The 25,372-nt window shown below is 55.4% G+C and carries 25 protein-coding genes, 1 tRNA gene, 1 pseudogene and 1 riboswitch; of the genes and pseudogenes, 5 read left to right on the top strand and 22 right to left on the bottom strand.

All coding sequences use genetic code 11. The features are described from left to right. The 3 genes and pseudogenes from BM181_RS15350 to ylqF form a co-directional block, all read right to left on the bottom strand. Positions 1-843, bottom strand: a pseudogene (locus BM181_RS15350) (hypothetical protein); the annotation flags it as partial. Between the two features lie 35 nt (positions 844-878). Next, on the bottom strand, positions 879-1,649 hold the full coding sequence (locus BM181_RS00830; RefSeq protein ID WP_075441517.1) for a ribonuclease HII: 771 nt from the start codon (positions 1,647-1,649) through the stop codon (positions 879-881). Beyond that, a complete protein-coding gene (ylqF, locus tag BM181_RS00825) occupies positions 1,642-2,568 on the bottom strand; it encodes a ribosome biogenesis GTPase YlqF (RefSeq protein WP_075441645.1) in 927 nt (308 codons plus the stop codon). Before ylqF ends, BM181_RS00830 begins: the two co-directional genes overlap by 8 nt. 175 nt (positions 2,569-2,743) lie before the next feature. Between ylqF and BM181_RS00820 the strand changes: the two genes are divergently transcribed. After that, entirely contained in the window at positions 2,744-4,054 is a 1,311-nt protein-coding gene (locus tag BM181_RS00820; RefSeq protein WP_075441515.1) for a hemolysin family protein, read from the top strand. A 52-nt stretch (positions 4,055-4,106) separates the two neighbouring features. On the opposite strand, the gene BM181_RS00815 is transcribed toward BM181_RS00820, so the two are convergent. From BM181_RS00815 to rny, 6 genes are all read right to left on the bottom strand, one after another. Then, entirely contained in the window at positions 4,107-4,940 is an 834-nt protein-coding gene (locus BM181_RS00815) for an Asp23/Gls24 family envelope stress response protein (protein WP_075441513.1), read from the bottom strand. 15 nt (positions 4,941-4,955) lie between these two features. Then, entirely contained in the window at positions 4,956-5,789 is an 834-nt protein-coding gene (locus BM181_RS00810) for a phosphatase (protein ID WP_075441511.1), read from the bottom strand. A 25-nt stretch (positions 5,790-5,814) separates the two neighbouring features. Continuing rightward, positions 5,815-6,075, bottom strand: coding sequence for a stage V sporulation protein S (locus tag BM181_RS00805; RefSeq protein ID WP_075429227.1), 261 nt, complete (start codon positions 6,073-6,075; stop codon positions 5,815-5,817). 140 nt (positions 6,076-6,215) lie between these two features. After that, positions 6,216-6,998, bottom strand: coding sequence for a TIGR00282 family metallophosphoesterase (locus BM181_RS00800; RefSeq protein ID WP_177207134.1), 783 nt, complete (start codon positions 6,996-6,998; stop codon positions 6,216-6,218). 28 nt (positions 6,999-7,026) lie between these two features. Further along, positions 7,027-7,572: a hypothetical protein gene (locus BM181_RS00795; protein WP_082336084.1), complete on the bottom strand. Its 546-nt coding sequence runs from the start codon at positions 7,570-7,572 to the stop codon at positions 7,027-7,029. Between the two features lie 71 nt (positions 7,573-7,643). After that, on the bottom strand, positions 7,644-9,188 hold the full coding sequence (gene rny / locus BM181_RS00790) for a ribonuclease Y (RefSeq protein ID WP_075441507.1): 1,545 nt from the start codon (positions 9,186-9,188) through the stop codon (positions 7,644-7,646). A 182-nt stretch (positions 9,189-9,370) separates the two neighbouring features. Between rny and BM181_RS00785 the strand changes: the two genes are divergently transcribed. Continuing rightward, a complete protein-coding gene (locus BM181_RS00785) occupies positions 9,371-9,661 on the top strand; it encodes a hypothetical protein (RefSeq protein ID WP_075441505.1) in 291 nt (96 codons plus the stop codon). Positions 9,662-9,703: 42 nt separating this feature from the next. Here BM181_RS00785 and BM181_RS00780 read toward each other — a convergent pair whose 3' ends face one another. Next, on the bottom strand, positions 9,704-10,729 hold the full coding sequence (locus BM181_RS00780; RefSeq protein WP_075441503.1) for a nucleoside/nucleotide kinase family protein: 1,026 nt from the start codon (positions 10,727-10,729) through the stop codon (positions 9,704-9,706). Positions 10,730-10,877: 148 nt separating this feature from the next. On the opposite strand from BM181_RS00780, the gene BM181_RS00775 reads away from it, so the two are divergent. Further along, complete coding sequence (locus tag BM181_RS00775; protein ID WP_075441501.1) at positions 10,878-11,951, top strand: M48 family metallopeptidase; 1,074 nt, start codon at positions 10,878-10,880, stop codon at positions 11,949-11,951. Between the two features lie 102 nt (positions 11,952-12,053). Further along, a complete protein-coding gene (locus BM181_RS00770; RefSeq protein WP_075441499.1) occupies positions 12,054-13,112 on the top strand; it encodes an AI-2E family transporter in 1,059 nt (352 codons plus the stop codon). 44 nt (positions 13,113-13,156) lie between these two features. Here BM181_RS00770 and BM181_RS00765 read toward each other — a convergent pair whose 3' ends face one another. From BM181_RS00765 to thiC, 3 genes are all read right to left on the bottom strand, one after another. Next, positions 13,157-13,603 (bottom strand): CBS domain-containing protein, encoded by a 447-nt coding sequence (locus BM181_RS00765; protein WP_075441497.1) that lies wholly within the window; start codon positions 13,601-13,603, stop codon positions 13,157-13,159. 75 nt (positions 13,604-13,678) lie between these two features. Then, positions 13,679-14,059, bottom strand: a complete 381-nt coding sequence (locus tag BM181_RS00760; protein ID WP_075429235.1) for a universal stress protein — start codon at positions 14,057-14,059, stop codon at positions 13,679-13,681. 102 nt (positions 14,060-14,161) lie between these two features. After that, on the bottom strand, positions 14,162-15,469 hold the full coding sequence (thiC, locus tag BM181_RS00755; protein WP_075441495.1) for a phosphomethylpyrimidine synthase ThiC: 1,308 nt from the start codon (positions 15,467-15,469) through the stop codon (positions 14,162-14,164). A gap of 48 nt (positions 15,470-15,517) precedes the next feature. Further along, positions 15,518-15,618: riboswitch (TPP riboswitch) on the bottom strand. A 138-nt stretch (positions 15,619-15,756) separates the two neighbouring features. On the opposite strand from thiC, the gene BM181_RS00750 reads away from it, so the two are divergent. Further along, a tRNA-Pro gene (locus tag BM181_RS00750) sits at positions 15,757-15,833 on the top strand. 9 nt (positions 15,834-15,842) lie between these two features. On the opposite strand, the gene BM181_RS00745 is transcribed toward BM181_RS00750, so the two are convergent. The 9 genes from BM181_RS00745 to BM181_RS00705 all read right to left on the bottom strand — a co-directional run bounded on the left by BM181_RS00745 (position 15,843) and on the right by BM181_RS00705 (position 25,223). Then, the gene (locus BM181_RS00745; protein ID WP_075441493.1) at positions 15,843-16,904 is read right to left on the bottom strand and encodes a phosphatase domain-containing putative toxin; all 1,062 of its coding nucleotides are present in this window, start codon (positions 16,902-16,904) and stop codon (positions 15,843-15,845) included. Positions 16,905-17,062: 158 nt separating this feature from the next. After that, positions 17,063-18,478, bottom strand: coding sequence for an alanine/glycine:cation symporter family protein (locus BM181_RS00740; RefSeq protein WP_177207133.1), 1,416 nt, complete (start codon positions 18,476-18,478; stop codon positions 17,063-17,065). 208 nt (positions 18,479-18,686) lie between these two features. Beyond that, positions 18,687-19,961, bottom strand: coding sequence for a phosphoribosylamine--glycine ligase (gene purD / locus BM181_RS00735; RefSeq protein ID WP_075441492.1), 1,275 nt, complete (start codon positions 19,959-19,961; stop codon positions 18,687-18,689). 12 nt (positions 19,962-19,973) lie between these two features. Beyond that, positions 19,974-20,567 carry an IMP cyclohydrolase gene (locus BM181_RS00730; protein ID WP_075441490.1) on the bottom strand — a complete coding sequence of 198 codons (594 nt, stop codon included), beginning with the start codon at positions 20,565-20,567 and terminating at the stop codon, positions 19,974-19,976. A 27-nt stretch (positions 20,568-20,594) separates the two neighbouring features. Beyond that, complete coding sequence (gene purN / locus BM181_RS00725) at positions 20,595-21,212, bottom strand: phosphoribosylglycinamide formyltransferase (protein WP_082336083.1); 618 nt, start codon at positions 21,210-21,212, stop codon at positions 20,595-20,597. Beyond that, positions 21,205-22,257, bottom strand: coding sequence for a phosphoribosylformylglycinamidine cyclo-ligase (gene purM / locus BM181_RS00720; RefSeq protein ID WP_075441488.1), 1,053 nt, complete (start codon positions 22,255-22,257; stop codon positions 21,205-21,207). Before purM ends, purN begins: the two co-directional genes overlap by 8 nt. A 12-nt stretch (positions 22,258-22,269) precedes the next feature. Beyond that, entirely contained in the window at positions 22,270-23,709 is a 1,440-nt protein-coding gene (gene purF / locus BM181_RS00715) for an amidophosphoribosyltransferase (RefSeq protein ID WP_075441486.1), read from the bottom strand. 90 nt (positions 23,710-23,799) lie between these two features. Continuing rightward, positions 23,800-24,285, bottom strand: coding sequence for a 5-(carboxyamino)imidazole ribonucleotide mutase (purE, locus tag BM181_RS00710; protein WP_075441484.1), 486 nt, complete (start codon positions 24,283-24,285; stop codon positions 23,800-23,802). Between the two features lie 65 nt (positions 24,286-24,350). Then, on the bottom strand, positions 24,351-25,223 hold the full coding sequence (locus tag BM181_RS00705) for a phosphoribosylaminoimidazolesuccinocarboxamide synthase (RefSeq protein ID WP_075441482.1): 873 nt from the start codon (positions 25,221-25,223) through the stop codon (positions 24,351-24,353). Positions 25,224-25,372: the final 149 nt, after the last annotated feature.

Here is a 25,372-nt window from a genome sequence, read left to right as displayed (position 1 = left end):
GTTCTGCCCTGCCTGCTGTGCGGCTGTACCAGCTGGCTGGCCACTGGCCGCATTCCCGCTTCCCTGCGGTGCATTCTGCGCCTGCGGCTGATTGGCTGCCTGCGAGCCTGCCTGCGACTGCGGCTGGTTTCCTTGCGGCTGACCTTGTGCCTGCTGCTGTCCCTGCGGCACTTCTTCCGCTGCCGGACGCGGCATGAAATACTGCACCAGCTGCTTCAAAAAGCCCATGCTGTTATCCGAATTTGCCTGCATCGCTGCTGTCTGCCCCTGTGGCTGCAGGGTGAGCAGCAACGCCTGCACTTCTTTCGGCAATTCAGTAAAACTCTTGTTATCCAAAAGCTCAAAAGCCGCCTTGGTAAGCAGCACTGGCTCCAATGCGCCTCCATTTTCTGTCGTCACAAGGGCTTTGAGATTTGACAGCAGTGCCCGCATCTCATCACTTACCTCTACTGGCATCCCTTTTTCCGCCATCACCCCCAATTGAGAGAGCATGCGGGAAAGCGCACTGAGCTGATCCATCGAGAAGCGCTGGCTCTCCAGTGTGCTGCCGAGCCCCTGCCCCATGGTCTCCTCCAGCGAGAATGCCTGCTTGAGCACGTTCTGGATGACCTTCTGCAGATCCTGCGGCATCTTGTCCACGGCCTCGCTCTGGTTGCTCGAGATCTTGGCCAAGATGCCTGCCATGTCATCGACGGCACTCTGGATGGAAACGTTGGTCTTCGGACTGAACGCCGCCGAAGAACTGCCGCCGTCGCCGCGCCGGGATACGCCTTCCGTACCACCGGCCGACTGTGGGCGGTCTATCGGACGGACTCCTACATTCATCGCCGTTTCCATTGCCATTTCCTTCACACACCTTTACCGAAAATCACATTCATTCAGCCATTGACCAATGACCGCACCGGCTCAAACGAAAGGCGGTGGATCGGGCACGGGCCATATTTCTTCAGCGCTTCGATATGCTGCGCCGTACCATACCCCTTGTGCTGGGCAAAACCATACTCGGGATACTGTTTATCATACATATCCATCAAGCGGTCACGCGTGACCTTAGCGATGATTGATGCAGCCGCGATCGAGGCCGACTTCGCATCGCCCTTGATGATGGATTCCGAAGCCATCGGCAGATTGTCAAGCTTCACCGCATCGATGAGTACCTTCTGCGGCTCAGGCTTCAGCATGAAGATGGACTCATACATGCCGTTGATCGTCGCCTGGTAGATATTGACACGGTCGATCGTCTGCGCATCGATGAGCGCCGTACCGATCGCCACTGCCTTCGCCTGGATCTCGTCAAACAGCTCCTCGCGGACCTTCGCCGAAATCTTCTTGGAGTCGTTGATCTTTGGCAGGTACAGATCGTGCGGCAGGATGACTGCCGCCACCGAGACAGGCCCAGCCAGCGGGCCGCGCCCGGCCTCGTCGACACCTGCTACCACCTCATACCCCTCGGCCATGGCCTGATGCTCATATCCATACATCGTCATGACGCGCACGCGGTCCTGCTGTTCGCGCTCATAGCGGCGGACAAGGCGCGCAACGGCCTTGCGGCTGTCAGCACGACAGGCCTCGAGGAAAGCCCCATCGACTTTCCCCGCAGCAAACAGACCCTCTATATCTTTTATCGTATAATTCGCCAAATCATTCAATGTTTTTTTCCGCCTCTTCCTCGGCCGCTTCGGCAGCCGGTACTTCATCAAGCGTCACCAACCCGAGTTTGCCCGCACGGAACTCGGTCAGGACAATATTCTGTGCCTTCTCCAGGTCGACGACACCGCCCTTGACCAGGCAGCCGCGCTTACGCCCTACAGCTTCAAGCAGCTCGAGGCCATCGGTTGGCATCTCCCCCTTGAACTTGAACCGCTCCACAAGACGCTCCGGATAGTCACGGCGCATCGCGGCCAGCAGCAGCGCCGTGACCTGCTCGCGATCGTAGATGTCATCGTTGATCGCCCCAGTGAACGCGAGCTTGAGACCCACGGTCTGATCCTCGAATTTCGGCCAGAGAATGCCCGGTGTATCCAGCAGATCCAGGTTGCTGCCGATCTTGATCCACTGCTTGGCCCGCGTAACGCCCGGCTGGTTCGCCGCCTTGGCCTTCACCGCGCCAGCCAGCCGGTTGATCAGCGACGACTTGCCGACGTTGGGGATGCCGAGGATCATGCAGCGGGCTGCCCGCGCCCGTGCGCCCTTGGCAACAAATTTCTCCGTCTTCGGCCGGGCCAGCTCCTCTGCTTCCTTGACGAGCTGTTTCATGCCCTTGCCCTTCATCGAGTCGATCGCCACGGCAGGAATCCCCTGCGCGCGGAAATAAGCCAGCCACTTTTTCGTGCTCTGGCTGTCAGCCAGATCCGCCTTGTTGAGAGCGATAAGCCGCGGCTTGTCCTTGATGATTTCCGCCAGCATCGGATTGGCTGAGCTCGCAGGGATGCGCGCATCCAGCAGCTCGATGACGACATCTACGAGCTTCAGGTTCTCCTCAATCAGCCGCTGGGCTTTCTTCATGTGTCCTGGGAACCACTGCAGCGTCGGGATGTCCGTCCGTGCCGCTCTCTCTTTATCCATCATATCCATAAACCTCCGAATCAAAGTCCTCTTTGTCAATGTATCTATTATACAATACGCTGGCAAGCCTTGTCTGCATTTCTGATGACTGCCCGCCCATAATATGGTATACTATAAGCAATTTCAACGCTTCATTCTTATTTGGATCTGCATTGTAAAAAAGGATGTGTATTTTTCATTGGATAGTTCCCAAGCAGGTTTATTATTCCTCTTGCTCTTGCTCCTGCTGAGCATCAATGGCTTTTTCTCGCTGATCGAGACAGCCATCACCGAAAGCCACCGCAGCCGTCTTGAGCGGCTGCAGGAAGACGGCAACCCCGACGCCGAGCAGGCGCTGGCCATTCTCGAGCGTCCCGAGCAGATGCTCTCGCTGGCCCAGGTCGGCATCACGCTGACCAGCATCCTGACCGGTCTCTGCACCGGCGTGTTCCTGGCGCCAGTCGTTGCGAGCCTGTTGCCCTTCCTGCCGCAGGCCCATGCAGTCGCCCTCGTCATCAGCATCGTCGCGATGACGTACATCACACTGCTCTTCAGCGAATTCCTACCGAAGAAAGCGGCCATCCAGGCGCCGGAGCGCGTGCTGCTCAAGTACCATCGCAGCCTGCGCCTCATCACGCGCCTCACCCAGCCCTTCATCACGCTGCTATCGGGGTCAGCCAACCTCATCCTGCTGATTTTCGGCATCAACCCCAAGCACGAGGACACTGTTACCGAAGACGAGGTCAAGGATCTCATCGAGCAGGGCACAGAAGATGGCACCTTCGAGAAGACCGAGCAAGCCATGGTCGACCGCATCTTCCACATGAGCGACCAAACCGCCTATGCGCTGATGACACCGCGCACGCAGATGCTGTGGCTCGACCTTTCCGACTCGCTCAAGCATAACCTGCGACTGATCCGCGAAACGCCCCAGGACGTTTTCCCGGTCGGCCGTGACAGCCTCGATGACTTCTGCGGCATCCTCTATGCCAAGGACCTGCTGAATGCCTCGCTTGAGCGCAAGGCCCTTGACCTTTCCCTCTATATCCGCAAGCCGTTGTTCGTCCCCCGCTCGATGGAAACCTTCCGCGTGCTTGAGCAGTTCCGCGACAGTGGCACCCACGAGGCAATGGTTCTTGATGAGTACGGCGGTGTCATCGGCTTCCTGACCATGGATGACATCCTGCAGGAAATCATCGGCGATTCGCTCTCGACCAGCGAACCCGATCCCGTCCAGCTCACCGTCCGCGATGAAAACTCCTGGCTGGTCGATGGCCTTTACTCCATCGACGATTTCAAGGAGCGCTTCGACATCGACGAGCTGCCGGACGAAGACCACGACCACTATCAGACCATGGGCGGCTTCCTGACCTCCTACTTCGGCTATATTCCCAAAGCCGGCGAGAAGAAGGATTGGAACGGCCTTACCTTCGAAGTCGTCGATATGGACCGGGCGCGCATCGACAAGATCTTGATCACCAAGACCCCCGCGCCCATCGCAACCGAATAAGTGAAAATCCCGCTGCCAGGGTTTAGCCCACGGCAGCGGGATTTTTTCATGCTCAAGACTGGACAAACAACGCCTTGACGCGGATATTCACTTCATGCACGATCATGCCGGTCATATACTCCACCGCCTCGCGCACGCTATGCTGCGCCTGGGCGATCAAGGTGGGGATATGGTTGCCATAGGTCAGGACCACATCACACGAGATCTTGAGCCCCAGATCCTCGTCCTTCTGCATGAGGTGCTGCACCTCTATGCCGCTGACCTTGGTGAAGGCCTCCTGCTGCGTGATCACCTGACGGATAATGCCCTTGATGGCATGGTCGTCGATTTCGAGTTTGCCATAATAGCTGAATACCGGACGCACGATGGACTTTTCGCCCAGCCGGCGCCGGCGCGTTGAAGAACGCTTGAAAAACGTCTGCAACGGATCCACGAGATATCCTGAGAAATGCGGCTTGAGTTCAATGGTCGGCACGGGGATGATATGCTTTCCCTGCTTGAGCCGATAGAACTGCGCCTTTTCCATCTCCTGCTGCGAAGCCACATCCTCGATATGGATGATCTTGGCTATCGACGGCAGCTTCAGTGCCTTGGCTATCTTCTGCACCATGTTCTCCGACGTGCCGAGGATCAGGATGCGATGCGGCTTCTCCGCCTGTATGGCAGCCCGCACTTCCTCAGCATGCCCCGGCAGGACGAAGATTGCCCGGCGCACAGCCATGATCTTGCTCTGCTCTTTCTTCGCTGAGTGACCGGCCAGTATCTTGCCGTCCTTGATCAGGATGCCATCGTCGATGATGGCATCCGCCTTGTTTTCATGTGCCACTACCAGCGCATGATGGCTCTTGCCAGTACCACTGGGTCCCACCAGTGCGATTACGTTCATGCTCTACACTCCTGTTTAGCCCAGTTTCTGCTCTGGGCGGTAAAATTTCTCTGCCCAGCTGTCTTCAATCGTAAACACGCCGAGTTCCTGCGGATAGCGTGTCGGGAACCCATGGAAATCAGAGCCCCCCGACACCATGAGCCCGAACTCCTCGGCCATGGCCAGATAGCGGCCAGTATCCTCTGCATTGTGCTGCGGATAAAACGCCTCGATGCCCTCGATGCCACGCTGGCAAAGCTCACGCACCAGCGCATCGTCACCAACGAGCTTCGGATGCGCCAGCACCGGCGTGCCACCAGCGGCCTTGATGAGGTCGATGATCTCCTCGACCTCCAGATGATAGTGCGGCACATAGGCAGGCTGTCCCTTGCAGAGGACAGCATCGAACGCCTCCCGCACCGAGGCAAAATACCCTTTCTTGACCAGGACTCGGCCGATATGCGACCGGCTGATCGACTTGCTGGTCCCGGCAATCGCCAGGACATCGGCCTCGGTAATCGCATAGCCTAAGGCCCGCAGCTTCTCCACCATCTCCGAGAACCTGCTCCAGCGTCCTTCTGTCACATCGTTAAGCTTGTCCGCCAGCCCCCGATAGTAGATATCGACGTTGTAACCCAGTATATGGATTTCCTTGGTCGGATGATGCGCACTGAACTCGATCCCAGGGATGATATTTATCCCGCGGGCCGGATAATGACCGTTCTCATATAAATCGACGATGCCTTCCACCGTATCATGGTCCGTGATGGCCATATAGGTAAGGCCGGCTGCTTTTGCGGCTGCTACGAGCTCTTCCGGTGTCAGCTTGCCATCCGAAAAAGTCGTATGCATATGCAAATCACTTGGCATTCGGATCCACTCCTATACTCTATACTCAGCGCGGCTCGACGATCAGTTTGATAGCGGTACGTTCTTCCCCGTCGATCTTGATATCCGTGAAGGCCGGAATGCAAATGAGGTCGATTCCATGCGGCGCTACGAATCCACGGGCAATGGCCACAGCCTTGACCGCCTGGTTCAGCGCTCCGGCACCGATTGCCTGCATTTCAGCGCTGCCGCTTTCCCGCAGCACGCCAGCTAAAGCGCCTGCCACTGAGTTCGGATTCGACTTTGCAGATACCTTTAGAATTTCCATGTTCAGCACGTCCTCTCAACAAAAACACTACATCAACAAATTGTGTATATCCTGTAGTCAAAACTTACTGTCACTAGGAAGAGTATTCGGCAAAAGACTGCAAAGTCCTTCTTTTTTCTACAAACTAAAGTATTTTCAGCTTACTCCTCGGTAATGAAAATACGCTCAATCCCCGTCGTCCGGTTCGTCGCATCATCGATGTCGACAATCACGGCCGAATAGACCTGCGGACCGCTCTCTTCGAGATCGAACCGGCAGGGCATGGCCGTCGTGAACTTGCGCAGGATGATGTCGGTCTTGACGCCGAGCACCGAGTTCCACGGCCCCGTCATCCCGAGATCGGTGATATAGGCAGTGCCCTGGGGCAGGATGCGGGCATCAGCCGTCTGGATATGCGTATGCGTACCGACGACGCCATTGACACGCCCATCGAGATACCACCCCATCGCCATTTTCTCCGAGGTTGTCTCCGCATGGAAATCCAGGAATATGATGTCACACTCCCGCCGGATCTCATGCAGGATATCCTCCACCTTCTGGAACGGGCAGTCAAGCGCTGGCATGAAGGCCCGGCCCGAAAGATTGATGACACCGATATTCTTGGCCTTGAACGGATAGACGCACCAGCCCTTGCCCGGCGTCCCCTCCGGATAATTTGCCGGACGGATCAGGAAAGGCTCCTGGTCGATGAACTCCAACACATCCTTCTTGTCCCATACATGGTTGCCCGACGTGACGATGTCGGCTCCCGCATGGTAGAGCTCGTCGAGCGACTTGCGGGAAAAGCCCTTGCCACCAGCGGAATTCTCACCATTGACGATAACCACATCGATGCCCTTCTCCTGACGGAGCTTCGGCGTATACAACTGGAATGCCTTGCGGCCCGGACGGCCGACGACATCACCTGTCAACATTACTCGCACGATTGTACTTCCTCCTCCCGCTGATACCTCAGCGGTTATATACTACCACCCGATCCCGGTCGCGGATCCCGATCAGCTGCTCGCGGATCTTGTATATCTGATGCTGATCCAGCAGCTGGTCGAGAACGGCACTCTGGGCATCGGCAAATTCCGGCTCCAGCTGGTCGAGCGAGTGCTTGTCCCGTCTCAGCCTGCTGCCAAAGGTCTCCCGGAACAACGCGGCGATCAGTGTGAGCTCTCCGCGTGTCAGAGTCACCAGCTGGCGATGGATGTGGACGGTCATCAGGTTGCCGAAGCTCTCGGCCTCTGCAGCCATCCATACCTGGCTGCCCGAATCCAGCTCATGATAAGCCTGCAGGCTGTCATCGAGCAATTTGACAAAGGGCTCCAATTCCTGCTTGTCCGCCTTGCCCTCGATGATGAAATCCATGACCATTTCCGTATTCTCTGGCTCGTAGGTGACCGACTCGATCTCGGGGTAACAGACGAGGATAGAAGCCAGCAGCTGTATGCCTGTCTTGTCATTCGGCTGCTTTCCCACCGCCTGTTTCATCAAATCCTTGAATCTGAACATAGTCTGTCCTCTTATAGGTAGAATGGGGATGCAGAGCCAAGCCCTGCATCCCCAGATCTTTTGTTTCTTGCTTATTTCGCATAGTCGACGACGCGCGTCTCACGGATAACCGTAGCCTTGATCTGGCCCGGATATTCGAGCTCGTCCTCGATCTTCTTGACGATATCATGTGCCAAAGCAGCTGCCTCAGCATCATCCACCTTGTCCGGCTTGACCATGACACGGATCTCACGGCCAGCCTGGATGGCGAAGCAACGCTCAACACCATCGTAGGACTCTGCAATCTCCTCGAGACGTTTGAGGCGCTTGAGATACGACTCAAGGCTCTCACGGCGTGCCCCAGGTCTGGCAGCCGATACAGCATCGGCTGCAGCGACGAGGACAGCCTCAACACTCGTTGCCTCGACATCCCCATGATGCGAAGCAATGCAGTTGATGACATCCTTGGACTCACGGAATTTGTGTGCCAGATCTGCACCGATCGTCGTGTGCGAGCCCTCAACCTCACGGTCGATGGCCTTGCCGATATCGTGCAGCAGGCCGCCACGCTTGGCCAGCGTGACATCACAACCCAGCTCCGACGCCATGACACCAGCCAGATGGGCAACCTCGATCGAATGATTGAGGACGTTCTGCCCATAGCTCGTGCGATAGCGCAGGCGGCCGAGCATCTTCACGAGTTCCGGATGGATGCCGTGGACGCCCGTATCAAACGTAGCCTGCTCACCAGCCTCTTTGATGCGCTGGTCGACTTCGCGTTTGGCCTTCTCGACCATCTCCTCGATGCGGGCCGGATGGATGCGGCCATCCTGGATCAGTTTCTCCAGGGCAATGCGGGCCACCTCGCGGCGCACCGGATCAAAGCCCGACAGGATAACAGCCTCCGGCGTATCATCGATGATGAGGTCAACGCCCGTCATCGTCTCCAATGTACGGATGTTACGGCCCTCACGGCCGATGATGCGGCCTTTCATCTCATCGTTCGGCAGTGCGACAACCGATACCGTTGTCTCTGCGACATGGTCGGCCGCGCAGCGCTGGATGGCCTGACTCAGGATGTCCTGTGCTTTCTTGTCGCACTCATCCTTCATCTGCTGCTCATATTCCTTGATCTTCATGGCTTTCTCATGCTTGAGTTCTTCCTCAGCCTCTGCCATGAGCATCGTCCGCGCTTCCTCTGCCGTCAGGCTCGAGATGCGTTCGAGTTCTGTTTTCTGCTTCTCATGCATCTCATCCACAGCCTGCTGGCTCTTGTCAAGGCGCGACTCCTTGCGAGCCAGTGCCTCTTCCTTCTTTTCGATGGAATCGAGCTTGCGGTCAAGATTCTCTTCCTTCTGCACCACACGGCGCTCCTGGCGCTGAATCTCGCTGCGGCGCTCCTTCGTATCGCGATCGAGTTCCTGGCGCAGACGATGGATATCCTCCTTCGCCTCCAGCAGGGCCTCTTTCTTCTTGGTTTCGCCTTTTTCTTCCGCGTCTGCTACAATGCGTCTTGCTTCTTCTTCAGCGGAGCCGATCTGCGCTTCTGCCGTACGTTTACGGGCAGCATAGCCAAAGCCGGCACCGATGATAGCTGCAACTATTACCGCTACTATTTCGATAACGATAATACTCACCCCCTCTTGTTTTTATTTGCTTTTATGCAGGATAGATTCTCGGATAGTTTATACATAACTATACCCTACTATTTTAATGTTTTTCCTGTACAGTGTCAAGAAATCCTAGTCAAATCACGGCGGATGCGGTAAAATTAAAAATATGTGCGGATACGCAAGAATTCAACGGGGGGAATCCATATATGCTGAAATGTTCAGAATGCAGCCGCGACCTTGAGGAAAAGGACGCGCTCGTCCATACGGCCGAAGACGGCCAGCGCAAGGTCATCTGCCCGGAATGCTTTGAACGGCTGACCGGTGTCGACTACAAGACCTTTGCCTATCGCAAGGAAAATGCCAAGCAGACCATGTTTGCGGTACTCTTCTGCCTCGCTGCCACGGCCTATGCCTGGTATGACAAGGGCTGGATGTGGGGTGTCGGCGGCATCGTCCTCACCATCCTCGTCTATCTCTTTTCGAGCAAGACCCGTTGACAGCAAGAGCCTGACGGCCTATCGATGGCCGTCAGGCTCTTTTCATTTGAGGATCTGCTGCAGTTCTTCGTCGGTGAGGTCAAAGGTCTCCATGATGGCCTTGCTGCTCATCGTCCCATCCTGATACAGCTTGCGCAGGATGGCTCTGCGGGCATGGGAAAGCCCCTCGGCATAGCCGTTCTTGTAGAGAGCACCGACATCGCCTTTCTCGGCACTGATCCGCCGGTTGATGCCGCTGAGCAGGCTGTTGTCGATGGTCACGTCGGGCTTTTTCCAGAGCACCTCACGATTGACCATGCGGTTCGGCATCATCTTGCCGCGCAGCTGGTAGTCCCCGTCTGACAGCATCTGCCAAGTCTCATCGGCAGGCCATGATTTCTTCAGCACGCGCTCGACGTTGACGCGGTCGCTGTTCCGGTAGAAGATCTCTGCCTCTTCGCGGCTCTTGCCGCCCATCATCTTACGCTGGATGAGACGCTCCTTGAGATCCTGCGGTTCAGCGCCGACAAACAGCGAATAATCCGCGTAATTGCGCACCGTAAGCCAGCGGTCATCACCGAGCAGCAGCCAATTGCCCTCCAGCAGGACGATGGGCCGGCGGACCTTCACGACCTCCTCGACTACATCGTGTGTCGTGCGGTCATAGATCGGCCAGCGGCATTCCTCCGCATGGAGCGTCTGCAGCTTGTCCAGCAGATGCTCCACATCGAAGGTCTCCGGGCAGCCCTTGACCATGCTCATCGGCACCTGCTTGCCATCACGCTCCACCGTATGCGTGCGGATATAATCCGCATGGTAATGGAAGCCATCGAGGCCCAGCGCCTGCACCGGCACGAGGTTCGAGTCCGTCAGCGATAGTTTTTCCAGCAGCAGGGCCAGCGTCGACTTGCCGGTCCCCGGTGGCGCCACCAGATATACGACAATGCGCGTCCCTTTCTCCCGCTGCAGCTTCGACATCCGCCGCAGGAACGGCAGGAACAGATTATCGATCGTTTCCTGATTATATCGTACCATATGCCCCAACCCGTTTATGGTCAGCCGCAGGGTACGCCAAGCTTTTTCTTCCATGAAACCCGCCTCCTTGTTCACACCTAACCGATGCCTGTCATCCGCAAGTTAAATTTCTATTAATTCTCACAAATCCCTTAACCTTTCCCGACAAAAATCCGTTATAATAATAGCAAAGGATAACAAACATCTACAGGAGGAATTATACATGAAATCTACGAAATTGCGCAAGCTGATTACGGGAACAATTGCCGCCAGCCTGCTGGCCTTCCCGCTATCCTTCGGCACAGTCCCAGCTCCGGCCGCAGAAGCCGGTACCTCCAGCATCCTCGGCGCAATCATCGGCGGTGTTGCCGCCCATTCGCAGCTCGATGCTCTCCTGCGCAAGTACAATGACTCCGAGGAAGGACGTCAGGAATACTTCCGCGAGATGAAAAAACAATACGGCGTGAATGAGGACTGGGCGCTCAACCAGCAGCTCGATCGCATCATGACCAACCTCACGGCAGGAATCGGCGCCGTCGATCCTTCCGTATACAACAAGCCTTACAATTACTTCATCAACAACCAGAAGGGCTTCAACGCCTTCTGCACGATTGGCCACAACCTCAGTGTCAACACGGGACTCTACAACGTGCTGACCAACGAAGACGAGATTGCCGTCGTCCTGGCCCATGAGCTCGGGCACGGGCAGAAGGACCACCCGGTCAAAGGTGCCCGCAACTCGCTCAACATGCAGATCCTTGGCGCCGCCACGGGTTCCCAGGCCGGCGCCCTTGTCGCCCAGGTCATCAACAACCGCCACATCACCAAGCCGATGGAAAACGAAGCCGATGCCCTGGCCTTCGACTACATCACCCATACCAATTACAACCCCGGCGCGACAGCTGCCGTCTGGCAGCGCGTCCTCGACCTTTCCAAGAGCAAGGCCTCCGCTGTGCAGGAATTCCTCTCCGACCATCCCGCCGATGACGACCGCCGCGACGCTTACGTCAAAAAACTCTCGTCTTACAGCGGTAACCATGTCACGAACAAAGACGGGCTCATCCGCATCAACACCAAGGATTTCACGACCCCGGCTGCGGCTGGCGGCATGAGCGCACGCGAGCGCTCCTACTTCGTCATGGGCAACCTGGCGGCAGCCTACCATAACGGCCACGACAAGCGCCGGGCCTATGTGGATGGCAACACCGTCATGCTCGGAGCCCAGCCCATCATGACCTGTGTCAGCGGCGACGAAAGCGCCAGCACCTTGGCCGAGCGTCTCAACGCCATCAAATGAACCTTTCCCGCCTCCGTTGCCGGAGGCTTTTCTTTTTGACCTGGTTTGCTATAATGATAGATAACACGATTCTTTCCACACGATTCACACAAAGGAGCATTTATGCATCTACGCGCTTACCGCACATCTATCCTGCTGGGGCTTTTCTTCACGCTGCTGCTGTCAGCCTTCTGGTTCATGCCGCAGCTGGCCTTCATCATCTTTTTGTCCCTGCTGCTGCAGCTGCTCTTGCTGCCAGCCGTCAACCAGATGAACCGCAGACTGCCGCGGGCGCTGGCCGCCGGCCTTGTACTCGCGGCCTTCGTCGGCCTTGGCTTTGTGCTGCTCGGCCTCGTCTCCAGCAGCTTCGTGCCGACCTTCTCCCGCTTCATCACGGATTTCCCGCAGATCACGGAAAAATTCCAGAACCTGCCGCTCTTGCAGGAGTCCGAATTCCTGCACAATGAGCTCGGCAATGTCTGGGGCGAAATCAAATCCACCGGCATCACAGCCCTCCGCTCTTCGCTGCAGCTGCTGCTTTCGCTGTTCAGCAAGGTCATCGATTTCGTCATTATCCTGTTCGTGACCTTCTACCTGCTCAAGGACGGCGAGGAGATCAAGCAGTATCTGGTCACGCGCTTCCCGCAGCGTGATACCGGCCGCGTGCTCAAGCTGTTCAACAACATCTTGGGCGCGTTGCGCACCTACATCTGCAGCCAGCTTGTCATCTGCCTCATCACCGGCATCATTGTCTTCCTCTATTTCACCGTGCGCGATCTGCCCTATGCTTCGGTCTTCGCCATGGTATCCGGCATCGCGGAGTTCATTCCGGTGCTCGGCCCGACGGTCGCCTCAGCCTTCGGCACACTGCTGACTGCCACCGTCGAGCCCTTCATCGCCCTGCAGACCGCTGGCTTTTACCTGCTGCTCACCCAGATCAACCACAACCTCGTCTACCCGACCTTGATCGGCAAGTCGCTGAACCTGCACCCCATCGCCATCATCCTCGGCATCATCCTCGGCGGCGAGCTGCTCGGCGCCACCGGCATGTTCCTGGCTGTGCCCTTCATCGTCATCTGCAAGCTGGTCATCGAGGACATCTACGAAAACCGGCTGCTGCAGAAAAAACTCCAGCGTGAATCGCGCTGGCTCGCCAAGAAACCCACCGAAACACAAAAATAAAAGGAACTGTCTCTTGCAGGCAGTTCCTTTTTCTTGCCGGAAATTCAGAGCAGCATCTTGACGATGTCCGTACGGCTGACAATACCGATCAGTGCACCGGCATCATCGAGCACCGGCAAGCGCTTGATATGCTTGTCATGCATGAGCTTGGCAATCTTGCTGACCTCATCTTCGGCCTTGACCGCAATGACCTCCTCCGTCATGATCTGCTCGGCGGTCAACGCGGAGAACTTGCGGAAAGCATCGCGGTACTCCTGCAGGCCATTGTAATAGATCACCGCTCCCAGGATGCAAAGCTCGTCGGGCATCTCCGGGGCGATCTCCTTGCGCATGAGATCGCCTTCGCTGACGATGCCGCAGACCTTGCCCGTCTCATCCACGACAGGGACACCAGAGATCTTCTTCGTCACGAGCAGTTCGGCCAGCTCACGGATCGTTGCTTCAGGTTTTACAGTGATAACGTTTTTGGTCATGATATCTTTGACTTGCATGCTGAACACCTTCCCTGTTGCAAACACAAGAACAAAAGCTGCCAGCGGGAATCCACTGGCAGCTGCCACAACACTTTATTTGATGACCATTACCGGAATCGGCGACTCCTCAATGACCTTCTGGCTGACACTGCCAATCAGCGCGCCCTTGAAGAGGCCCAGGCCACGGCTGCCCATGATGATCATGTCGCTATGCTCCTGACCGGCCACACGGATGATAGCCTTCGGGATATTGCCCGTCTCAACATGCTTCGCGGCCTTGATATCATCGGGAATCTTCTCCCAGATGCGATCGAAGACGATATGGCTCGGGATATCCTTATTGATATTGCTGGCTACATAGACGAAGTCCAGATCCGCCTGGCATTTCTCGGCAAAGAAAATCGCCTCATCGACAGCTTTGCAGCCATTGACGGAACCATCAACCGGCACTAGGATTTTTTTGATTTTCCCCATAACAAAACCTCCTAACGAGTTTGTTTTATTCTATATAGCTATATTCGGGATTTTGCCGGATGATTCCTGCTTTTAGACTGAATTTTTTCAATTGTTCCGTCATCAATCCTCACAGGGACATTGCGGTTTGTCAAAGTACTTGCTGATGATCTTCACCGCACAGTAATCCCCGCACATCGAGCAGGCCTCCTCGCCTGCTTTGTTGCGTGCGCCTCGCTTTTTGCGTGCAAGCTCCGGATCGATAGCCAGCTTCAACTGTTCCTCCCAGTCAAGAATCTTGCGGGCTTCTGCCATCTTGCGGTCCCATTCCACCGCCCCCGGAACTCCGCGCACCATATCCGCTGCGTGAGCCGCAATCCGTGAGGTAATCACGCCGGTATGGACATCTTCAATAGTCGGCAGCGCCAGATGCTCAGCCGGCGTCACATAGCAAAGGAAATCCGCACCGCTTACGGCTGCCAGCGTACCACCGATTGCCGCCGTAATATGGTCATAGCCTGGCGCGATATCGGTCACGAGCGGCCCCAAAACATAAAACGGTGCGTTGCGGCACAGACGTTTTTCCAATTTCATATTCGCAGCAATCTGATCATAGGGAACATGTCCCGGCCCCTCGACCATGACCTGTACCCCACGGCGCCAAGCGCGATCCACAAGCTCGCCTAATGTAATCAGCTCAGTCAGCTGGCCACGGTCAGTGGCATCAACCGTACAGCCGGGGCGCATGCCATCCCCCAGGCTCAAGGTCACATCGTATTTTTCACAAATGTCGAGAATCGCATCAAAATGCTCGTATAACGGATTCTCCCTCTCGTTATGAAGCATCCAGCCAGCAATAAACGAACCGCCACGGCTGACAATATCCATGATACGTCCCTGCTTGCGCATGCGTTCTACTGCCGTTAGCGTCACCCCGCAGTGAAGCGTCATGAAATCCGCACCATCTTTTGCCTGCCGCTCAATAGTCTCCAGGATATCCTCTTCGGTCATCTCTACTACTGCGCCATGCGCTTTGATTGCCCGTACCGTTGCCTGATAGAGGGGAACCGTACCAACCATCACCGGCGAATGAGCGATAATCTCCTTTCTGGACTGATCTATATTATTGCCTGTCGAAAGATCCATAACCGCATCTGCTCCGCATTTGACGGCTTCTTTGAGCTTCTCAAGCTCTGGTGCTACATCCGGATAGGTACTCGACGTGCCAATATTGGCATTGACCTTTACCCGGAGACCTTCGCCCACACCGCGCGGCTGAAGCCCCCTATGGTTGATATTACACGGGATTGCCACTACACCTTTAGCTACCTTGGCACGAATCTCCTCTGGCAGGAGTTTTTCATCAGCTGCCACTTGTTTCATTTCCTCCGTGATCTTGCCTTCCCGTGCCATCTGCATCTGCGTTGCCATATCATTACCTCCTAAAATAAAAAACCGCCTAGCATAGAGCTAAGCGGTATTCTTTGCCTCTCACTTCCCTACGCAGGTATTAACCCAACAGGTTCCAAGGGTCGACATAAGTCTCTCAGCAGAACAAGTCTGCGCCCCTAGTGAATAAAAATATACAATTGATGCTAATAGTGTAGCAAATACACTCGATTTATGCAACCATTACTTTTTATCGCTAAAAAGTAAAAAAAATATAAAAAAGGTGTTGACAGCCCCCGTTATTCTGCGTATAATATTTCATGTACTCACGGGATGTGGCACAGTTTGGTAGCGCGCTTCGTTCGGGACGAAGAGGCCGCAGGTTCGAATCCTGTCATCCCGACCATTTGAATCATCAAGACAGCAACTTCGGTTGCTGTCTTTTTTGTTTGCCTGCGTCATCGCCATGATCTTTGAGCCATTGCGACCATTTCAGGGCAAAACCCGTCTTATGGGCTTCCTGCACATAAGCATAGAACTTTTTGATCATCCCAGCCTTCTGCCGGTAATAGGTCTGCTTCCAATCATTCGATGCCGGTTTCAGCGACACATGTGCCACATATGCACCACCTAGAAGATACTGCCGCGATAAGATATCTTCCAGTGGCACCTCAGGATTTTTCATCATATCGTACATGGCCATATAAGCAGTGGTACGCCCCATCCCTGCCTGGCAATGGAAATGAAGCCAAGCATCCTTGGGCAACTTACGGGTAAAGTCAATAAACCGCTCTATATTTTCTGCTGCCGGCCAGACATGATCCGTATCCGTCAGCCGCAGATAATGCCAGCCTGCGCCTTCTACCAGCTGCTGCTCACTCATGGCATCTGTTATCTTCGCAAACTGTGGATGAAGCGGCTTTTTCTTTTTATCCAGCTGCGCCAGCAAGAGTATTTTTCCCTTCGCATCCTGCAACCGCTGTGCTTCATCTGCCAAGGCATCCTGCCGGGATTTGCCTACATTGCCCCAATCGCGCTTTCCATACCAGCTGACCGCATCGCCATTGAATAATCCATGCGATTCCTGCCGTAAATCTATCACATAGATGGGACCATGTGTTTTCTGCTGCAAAGTCTGCTGCAATGCCTTGAATTCGCCTGCCGAAAATTCCGCACTGCCCGATATAGCCAGCTGTTCCAGTCCCTGCCGCGAAGGTGACGCAATAACCCCTTTCCCGGCTTTGTCTGCCGATATTTTTTTCCGAAACGCCCCATCTGCCATACGGAAATTCCTTGGCAGCATATCCTTGTTTTTGGAATCGATCCGCCACATGTAGCCATGATACTCAGACGGCACCACCCGCACAGCAGGCTGCACCTCCTGTGCTTCTCCGGCCATTGCCGTCCAAGGCACCCCCATGACCAGCAAGGCAGCCCCAAGGGATACCCCTATTTCTTTTACCAAATGCAACTTCATTGAAACCTCAGCTCCTTTTACTATTCTCTTTTAGGTATACTCTTTTGCGCAATTTTGTCAATACTAAATCCTGCACACTTTGCTGTACCCGCAAAAAAAAAGACTGCCGCCGCAGCGACAGTCCCTCCATGTCATCTAAGCATTGCCTGATTCATTTACTACACCTTCTGGCAATCAGCATCTTCTCCCTGTTTTTCACGCTCGATCACTGTTGCCTGGAAGTCAAAACATTCTTCCGCGATATCGCGGCTCAGCCATAACAAGCAGATAAGGTTCGGAATCGCCATAAGGCCATTCATCGTATCCGAAAAATTCCAGACAACTTCCAACGCCGTCGTTGCTCCCACAAAAGTCACCAAGCTGAACAGCACACGATACCCCATGATTGCCTTGCGGTTGCTGACGAGATATTCCAGCGCCTTTTCGCCATAGTATTCCCAGCCCAGAATCGTTGAAAAAGCAAACAATGCGAGTGCCACCGAGACGATCAGCTTGGCATACTCACCGAACACCGAGCTGAACGCCAGTATCGTCAGCTGGGCGCCCGATACCATCTTGCCCGTCGCAGGATCGACCGTCCCGAGCATGCCCGACGAAGCGATGACCAGGCCCGTCAGCATACAGACAATCATCGTATCAAAAAATGTTCCCGTCATATTGACATAGCCTTGGCGGGACGCGTGGTCCGTCCGGGCAGCAGCCGCCGCGATTGGTGCCGAGCCCAGGCCAGCCTCATTCGAGAATACGCCGCGGGCCACACCCCAGCGCATCGAGGTCAGCATCGAGGCAACGATGCCGCCGCCAACACCACCGGCCACCGAATCGAAGGAGAACGCCATGCGGAACATCTCCGCCACGCCAGCCGGCACTGCTTCAAAATTCACCACAATGACAATGAGTGCCACCACAAAATAGAAGCCCGCCATCGCTGGCACGACCACGCTCGATACCTTGCCGATGCTATGGATGCCACGGAGCAGCACCGACAGAGCCAGCACGGCTACCACCAGGCCAGTCAGCCAGGCTGGTACGTCAAAGCTCGTCAAGAGCGCCGCCGAAATCGAATTGGCCTGGGTCATATTGCCGATACCAAAGGACGACACCACGACAAAGAAGGCAAACAAGCCCGCCAGTCCACGGCCGATATACTTGTTCTTGAAGCCATTCTTCATCGCATACATCGGGCCGCCAGCCATCTCACCCACGCTGTTGGTCTCACGATATTTGACCGCCAGCACCGATTCTGCATACTTTGTCGACAAGCCGAACGCCGCACTGATCCACATCCAGACGAGTGCACCGGGACCACCCAGGACCATAGCCGTCGCCACGCCGACGATATTACCGGTTCCGACGGTCGCCGAAAGCGCCGTCATAAGCGACTGGAACGGTGAGATGTCCCCTTCATGTTCTTTTTTCTGCCGGAATATCATCCGGACTGCATAGCCGAGATTGCGCCATGGCAGGAATTTCAACCGAACCGTCAAAAATACGCCTGTGCCGACCAAAAGCGTCAGCATCACCGGCCCCCAAACGAAGTCATTGATATCTGCCATCAATTTTGTCAGATCCATAAGCCCTCCATCCGTACAACACGCAAAACAACATCATCAAGGATTGCCTAAGACACAGAAAACGCCCTGTTGTTGTCCATCGACAACTTCAGAGCGTCCACCGTTGACGTCTATATGGATAATTATAATAGACAAATGTCAAGTTGTAAACAGCCAGTCAAAAGTATACACAAACAGACACAACTGCACTTACTGGCGATATGAGATCTCACAGGCGTTCTAGCGCGCGGTGCGCGATGTCATTGCGGTAGAACGCATCCTTGAAGGAAATCTCCCTGACACCAGCATACGCCTTATCCACAGCCGTCTTGACATCATCAGCCTTGGCGACGACGCCGAGCACGCGGCCGCCCGCCGTGACAATCTGGCCGTCTTTCTCCGCCGTACCGGCATGGAATACTTCCGTACCAGCGGCCTTGGCCTCCGCCAGGCCTGCAATGGCAAAGCCCTTCTGGTAGGATTTCGGATAGCCCCCCGATGCCATGACCACGCAGACAGCTGCGCCATCGCTCCACTGGATGTCCTGCCCGGCCAGGGTGCCATCGGCACAGGCCAGCATGATATCGACCAGATCGCTTTCCAAGAGCGGCAGGACGACCTGGGTCTCCGGATCGCCGAAGCGCGCATTGAACTCGACGACCTTCGGCCCTTCAGCCGTGATCATAAGGCCGGCATAGAGGCAGCCCTTATAAAGACGCCCCTCCTGCTCCATGGCCTTGATGGTCGGCACGAGGATCGTCTCATATGCCTTCTCCACCATGGCCTTCGTCATGACCGGTGCTGGTGCATAGGTGCCCATGCCGCCGGTATTCGGGCCTTTATCGCCATCGTAGGCACGCTTGTGGTCCTGGGAGCTGATCATCGGGCAGATGGTCTTGCCATCGGTGAAGCAGAGCAGCGAGGCTTCCTCGCCCTCCATGAACTCCTCGATGACGACACGGCTGCCCGCCGTACCGAATTCCTGGTCCTCCATGATGTCAGCAATGGCTGCCAGGGCCTCCTCTTTCGTCATGGCAACGATAACACCCTTGCCTGCGGCAAGGCCGTCGGCCTTGATGACAATCGGCGCCCCTTCCTGCTCGATATAAGCGCGGGCCGCATCGGCCTCCGTGAACACCTCATACTTCGCCGTCGGGATGCCATACTTCTTCATCAAGCCCTTGGAGAAAGCCTTCGAGCCCTCGATCTCCGCAGCAAGCTGCGTCGGGCCAAAAGCCTTGATGCCAGCTGCATTCAGCGCATCGACAAGGCCATTGGTCAGCGGGACCTCAGGGCCGACCACAGCCAGATCGATCTGCTTTTCCTTGGCAAAGTCGGCGACGGCATCATTATCGGTGATGGAAATCCCCTCCACGCACTCAGCCACCTCAGCCATGCCCGGATTGCCCGGAATCGCATAGAGCTTCGCAGCCTTCGGCGACTGGGAAAGCTTCCAGACCAGCGTATGCTCACGTCCACCCGAACCAATAACAAGAATATTCATCGTCTACCCCTCTTATTTCTTCAGCTGCTCAAGAAGATACTCTTTGATCATCGCATCATAGGCTGCCGTATGGGCAAAAGCCTCCTGGGAAAGCTCCATGCGCGTGCGGTCATCGACGCAGCCATTCTCCTTGACCTGCTTGGCAATCTCCGCATAGCGGGCAGGATTCGTCACGATCGTGACGAACTTGAAGTTCTTCGCCGCCGCACGGACCATCGCCGGGCCGCCGATATCGATGTTCTCGATGGCCTCCGCCAGCGTGACGTTTGGTTTGGCAATCGTCTCCTTGAAGGGATAGAGATTGACGGCTACCAGGTCAATGCCCGTGATCTTATGCTCCTGCATCTGCTTGACATGCTCTTCGTTGTCACGAACAGCCAGGATGCCGCCGTGGATATACGGATTCAGCGTCTTCACGCGGCCATCCATGATTTCCGGAAAACCCGTGACATCGCTGACATAGGTGACCGGGATGCCTGCCTCTTTGATGGCCTTCATCGTGCCGCCCGTCGATACGATTTCCACGCCAGCCTCATGGAGCTGGCGGGCAAACTCAACCACACCGTCTTTATTCGATACGCTGATAAGTGCGCGTTTGATCTGCATAAATAATTTCTCCTCTGTCTAAACCAATCAATCCAAGATCCGTACCTGACGTCCATCTACCTGCAGCCGGCCCTCGCAGTAAAGCTGGATGGCCTGGGGATAGATGATATGCTCCTGTTCGAGAACGCGGGCCCCCAGGGTTTCTTCCGTATCCCCATCGAGGACGGGAACTGCCGCCTGCAGGATAATCGGGCCGCTGTCAGTGCCTTCATCGACAAAGTGTACGGTGCAACCGCTGACCTTGACGCCATAGGCGAGTACATCGCGATGGGCATGGGCACCGGGAAAGCTCGGCAGCAGCGCCGGATGGATATTCATGATGCGGCCGGCAAAATGATGCACAAATACTGGCGTCAGGATTCGCATAAATCCAGCCAAGACAACCAACGTTACCCCTGCTTCTTCGAGCTCAGCAATCAAGGCCTTTTCAAAGGACTCACGGCCATCGTACTGCTTGCGGTTGACGCAGACGGCCTTGATGCCAGCCTTTTTCGCCCGCTCCAGGGCAAAGGCCTCAGGCTTATCGGCAAGCACCACAGCGATCTCGGCATTGACCTCACCGCGGCCGATGGCATCGATGATGGACTGCAGATCCGTGCCACGCCCTGAACACAGGACCCCTAATTTCTGTTTCATCTCAGTCATGGAACACGCCGCCTTTGATCGTCACATCATGATTGCCCTTTACCACGCGGCCGATTTCGTAGACCGTCTCGTCAGCAGCGGCAAGATGCGCCTTGATTTTCTCTGCCTCGTCGGCACTGGCGATGATGATCATGCCAATGCCCATGTTGAAGGTGCGGTACATCTCTTTCCAATCCACGTTGCCCCACTGCTGCAGGAGCCGAAAGATTGCCGGCATCTGCCATACCGAGCTGTCGATCTCGACTGCCATATCCTCCGGCAATGCACGGGGGATGTTCTCGTAGAAACCGCCGCCCGTGATGTGGACCATGCCGTGGATATCAAAGTTCTCGATAAGGGGCAGGCAGGACTTCGGATAAAGGCGCGTCGGCGTCAGAAGCTCTTCGCCGATGGTCTTGCCCAGCTCCTCGATATACTCATCGCCCTTGAAGCCCTTGAGGTCAAAGCAGATCTTGCGCACCAGCGAATAACCGTTGGAATGGACACCCGAGGAAGGCAGGCCCAGGACCACGTCGCCTTCCTTGACTTTCTCGCTGGTGATGAGTTTCGATTTTTCGACAGCGCCGACAGCAAAGCCAGCGATATCGTATTCGCCCACCGGATAGAAGCCAGACATCTCCGCCGTCTCGCCGCCGATCAGCGCACAGCCCGATTCCTTGCAGGCATTTGCTACGCCCTTGACCACATCAGCTACCTGCTCCGGGTCGAGCTTGCCTACAGCCAGGTAATCAAGGAAAAAGAGTGGCTCAGCACCCTGTACGAGGATATCGTTGACACACATGGCCACAGCATCCTGGCCCACCGTATCATGCTTATCCAGCATGAAGGCCAGGCGCAGTTTCGTGCCGACGCCATCAGTACCCGAGACCAGCACCGGCTCTTTGTATTTGCCAGCCGTCAGCGCGAACAGGCCGCCAAAGCCGCCGAGGTCACCAAGTACCTCCGGGCGATAGGTAGCTTTAACGCTGTCCTTTATCAGCTGAACGGATTTGTTGCCTGCATCGATATCAACACCGGAATCTTTATAAGTAAGTTGTTCTGCCATTTCTATCCTCTCTCAACACTTGCGCTGTTCAAATACATATTTGCTGTCGCCAGCCGGCTTTTCCCCATCCTCGATCGGATAGGCACTGTTGAAGCAGGCGTAGCACATCGCCTCAGGGTCAACGGCGGATACCGACTGTTTGAGCCCTTCGATGCTCAGGAAATGCAGCGTATCGGCACCGATGTACTCGCGGATTTCCTCGACACTCTTGGTCGCTGCGATAAGCTCCTTGCGCACCGACGTATCGATGCCATAGTAGCAGGGATAGCCAATCGGCGGACTGCTGATGAGCATATGGACTTCCTTGGCCCCGGCATTGCGGAGCATCTTGACGATCTTGCCGCTGGTGGTACCGCGGACGATGGAGTCATCCACCATGATGACGCGCTTGCCCGCGACCACCGAACGGATGGCGTTCAGCTTGAGCTTCACCGCCGTATCGCGTTTCTTCTGGGTCGGCTGGATAAAGGTACGGCCGATATAGCGGTTCTTGATCAGGCCCTCCACAAAGGGAATGCCCGACTCAAAGGCCACGCCCGTGGCTGCCGTCGTGCCCGAATCCGGCACTGAAATGACGATATCGCCCTGGCAGCCCGACTCGCGGGCCAGCATTCGGCCCATCATGAAACGTGCATCATGGACGCTCTGGCCATCGATGACGGAATCGGGACGGGCAAAGTAGATGTACTCAAAGATGCAGGATGCCTTCGGTTCCTCCGTGGCAAAGGGATAGGACTTGATGCCCTCTTCATCGATGACTATCATCTCGCCCGGCAGCACATCACGGATGAACTCAGCTCCGACCACGTCAAGGCCGCAGGTCTCCGAGGAAATGATATAGCTGCCTTCCTCCGTCTTGCCGATGCAAAGCGGACGGAAGCCCTGCGGATCGCGCGCACCGATGAGCTTGCTCTCAGTCATGATGGTCAGGCAGTACGCGCCCTTGATTTTCTTGAGGCTTTCGATGACCTTGTCCTCGATAGTCTCCTGGCGCGAACGCGCAATAAGGTTGACAAACACCTCGGAATCGATGGAGGTCTGGAAAATCGTGCCCTGCTGCTCGAGATCATGGCGGATCTCCGCAGCATTGGTCAGATTGCCGTTATGGGCCAGCGCGATCTTGCCGCCCGCATAGTTGACCATCAGCGGCTGCGTATTGGCCAGCAGGCTCGAGCCTGTCGTCGAATAGCGCACATGGCCGATGGCGATGCACTGGTTCTCCATATGCGGGACCTGATGGCGGAATACCTCATTGACGAGGCCCATGCCACGCGTGACATCCATCCAGGCGCCATCGGTGATGGCGATGCCCGCGCTTTCCTGCCCACGATGTTGCAGCGCATAGAGCCCCAGATACGTCATGCCCGAGACATCCTCCGTATGGGAATAGACACCATAGACGCCGCATTCCTCTTTCCATTTCGGTTCTAAGTTATAGCCATTTTCATACATGGTTATTTTGTTCTCTCTTTTCCTTTTTCATATAATATACACGGTCAGCCCGCTTTTTGCGGTCAAAAAAACAGTCCGGTTGCGCGCAGCTTAAAGCTGGGCAGCAACGCGGGCTGCTTTCTTTTCGACTTCCTGAATCATCTTCGTGCGGTAATCCGCCAATTTCTGCGCGAGCTCCTTATCCGCCACCGCAAAGATCTCCACAGCAAAGATCGCCGCATTCTTGGCACCATTGACGGCCATCGTCGCCACGGGAATCCCCGACGGCATCTGCACCGTGCTCAGGAGCGCATCCATGCCGTTGAGCGGCGTAGCGTTGATGGGCACACCAATAACCGGCAGCGTCGTATAGCTCGCTACCACACCTGCCAGATGCGCCGCAGCCCCTGCTGCCACAATAAACGCACCGATCCCTTTTTCGGGCGCGCTGAGCACGACTTCACGGACTTTGGCTGGCGTGCGGTGAGCCGACGCCACGATGACCTCAGACTCGATACCGAACGACTTGAGGATCTCGACGGCTGGCTTCAAGATTGGCCAATCGGAATCACTTCCCATCATTACTGCAACTTTCATCAATCATGCTCTCCTTTCACAGAGAACACGGATCTTGCCGATCCGCGCCCTTCAGAATCAAATCCTTACTCAAAATCCTTGCCCGTAAGCATCTTATAGGCTTCTTTGTACTTGGCGATCGTCTTGTCGATGACATCCTGCGGCAGCTCATAATCGCTGTCCGGGTTTGCCTTGAGCCAATCACGGACGAACTGCTTGTCATAGGACGGCTGGCTCTGGCCTTCCTTATAGCCCTCCAGCGGCCAGAAGCGCGAGCTGTCCGGCGTCAGTACCTCATCGCCGAGGACGATGTTGCCGTCTTCATCGATGCCGAACTCGAACTTCGTGTCGGCAATGATGATGCCACGGGAAAGTGCATACTCCGCGCATTTCTTGTAGATGGCAATCGTGTAGTCGCGGACTTTCTCAGCATACTCACGGCCATGGCCCGGGAAGGATTTCTCCAGGACTTCTGCGCCCTTCTCGAGGGAGACGTTTTCATCGTGATCGCCGAGTTCTGCTTTCGTGCTCGGCGTGAAGATCGGCTCTGGCAATTTCTGGGACTCCACGAGGCCTTCCGGCAGCTCGATGCCGCAGATCGTGCCGTTCTCCTTGTAGCTCTCCCAGCCGCTGCCCGTAATGTAGCCACGGACGATGCACTCCATCGGAATCATCGTGAGCTTCTTGCACTTCATGCTGTTGCCAACGAAACCTTCCTGCTGGAAGAATTCCGGCATATCCTTGTTGTCGACCGAAATCATGTGATTCGGCAGGATATCTTTCGTAAAGTCGAACCAGAACCGGGACATCTGCGTCAAAATAGCGCCTTTATCCGTGATCTTGTTCTTCAAGATGTGGTCAAAAGCGGAGATGCGGTCCGTAGCTACCATGATGATGCTGTCCTCTGCATCATAGACTTCACGAACCTTACCGGATTTAAATGGTTTGTACTCTTTCATGGATTTTATCGTCTCCCATAAAAACATAGAATTATTAACCGACTATTTCATAATAACGAGATTTTTTTTGCCTGTCAATGATTTTTAGGACACATGTCCTTGATTTATGAGCCAAAAATGACCCGTCAAAAATTGACGGGTCATTTCAC

It is taken from the genome of Pseudoselenomonas ruminantium (assembly GCF_900113715.1).
Taxonomy (GTDB): Bacteria; Bacillota; Negativicutes; order Selenomonadales; family Selenomonadaceae; genus Selenomonas_A; species Selenomonas_A caprae.
Note: the sequence above shows the minus strand (reverse complement) of the source record. Positions and strands in the feature narration are given on the sequence as shown.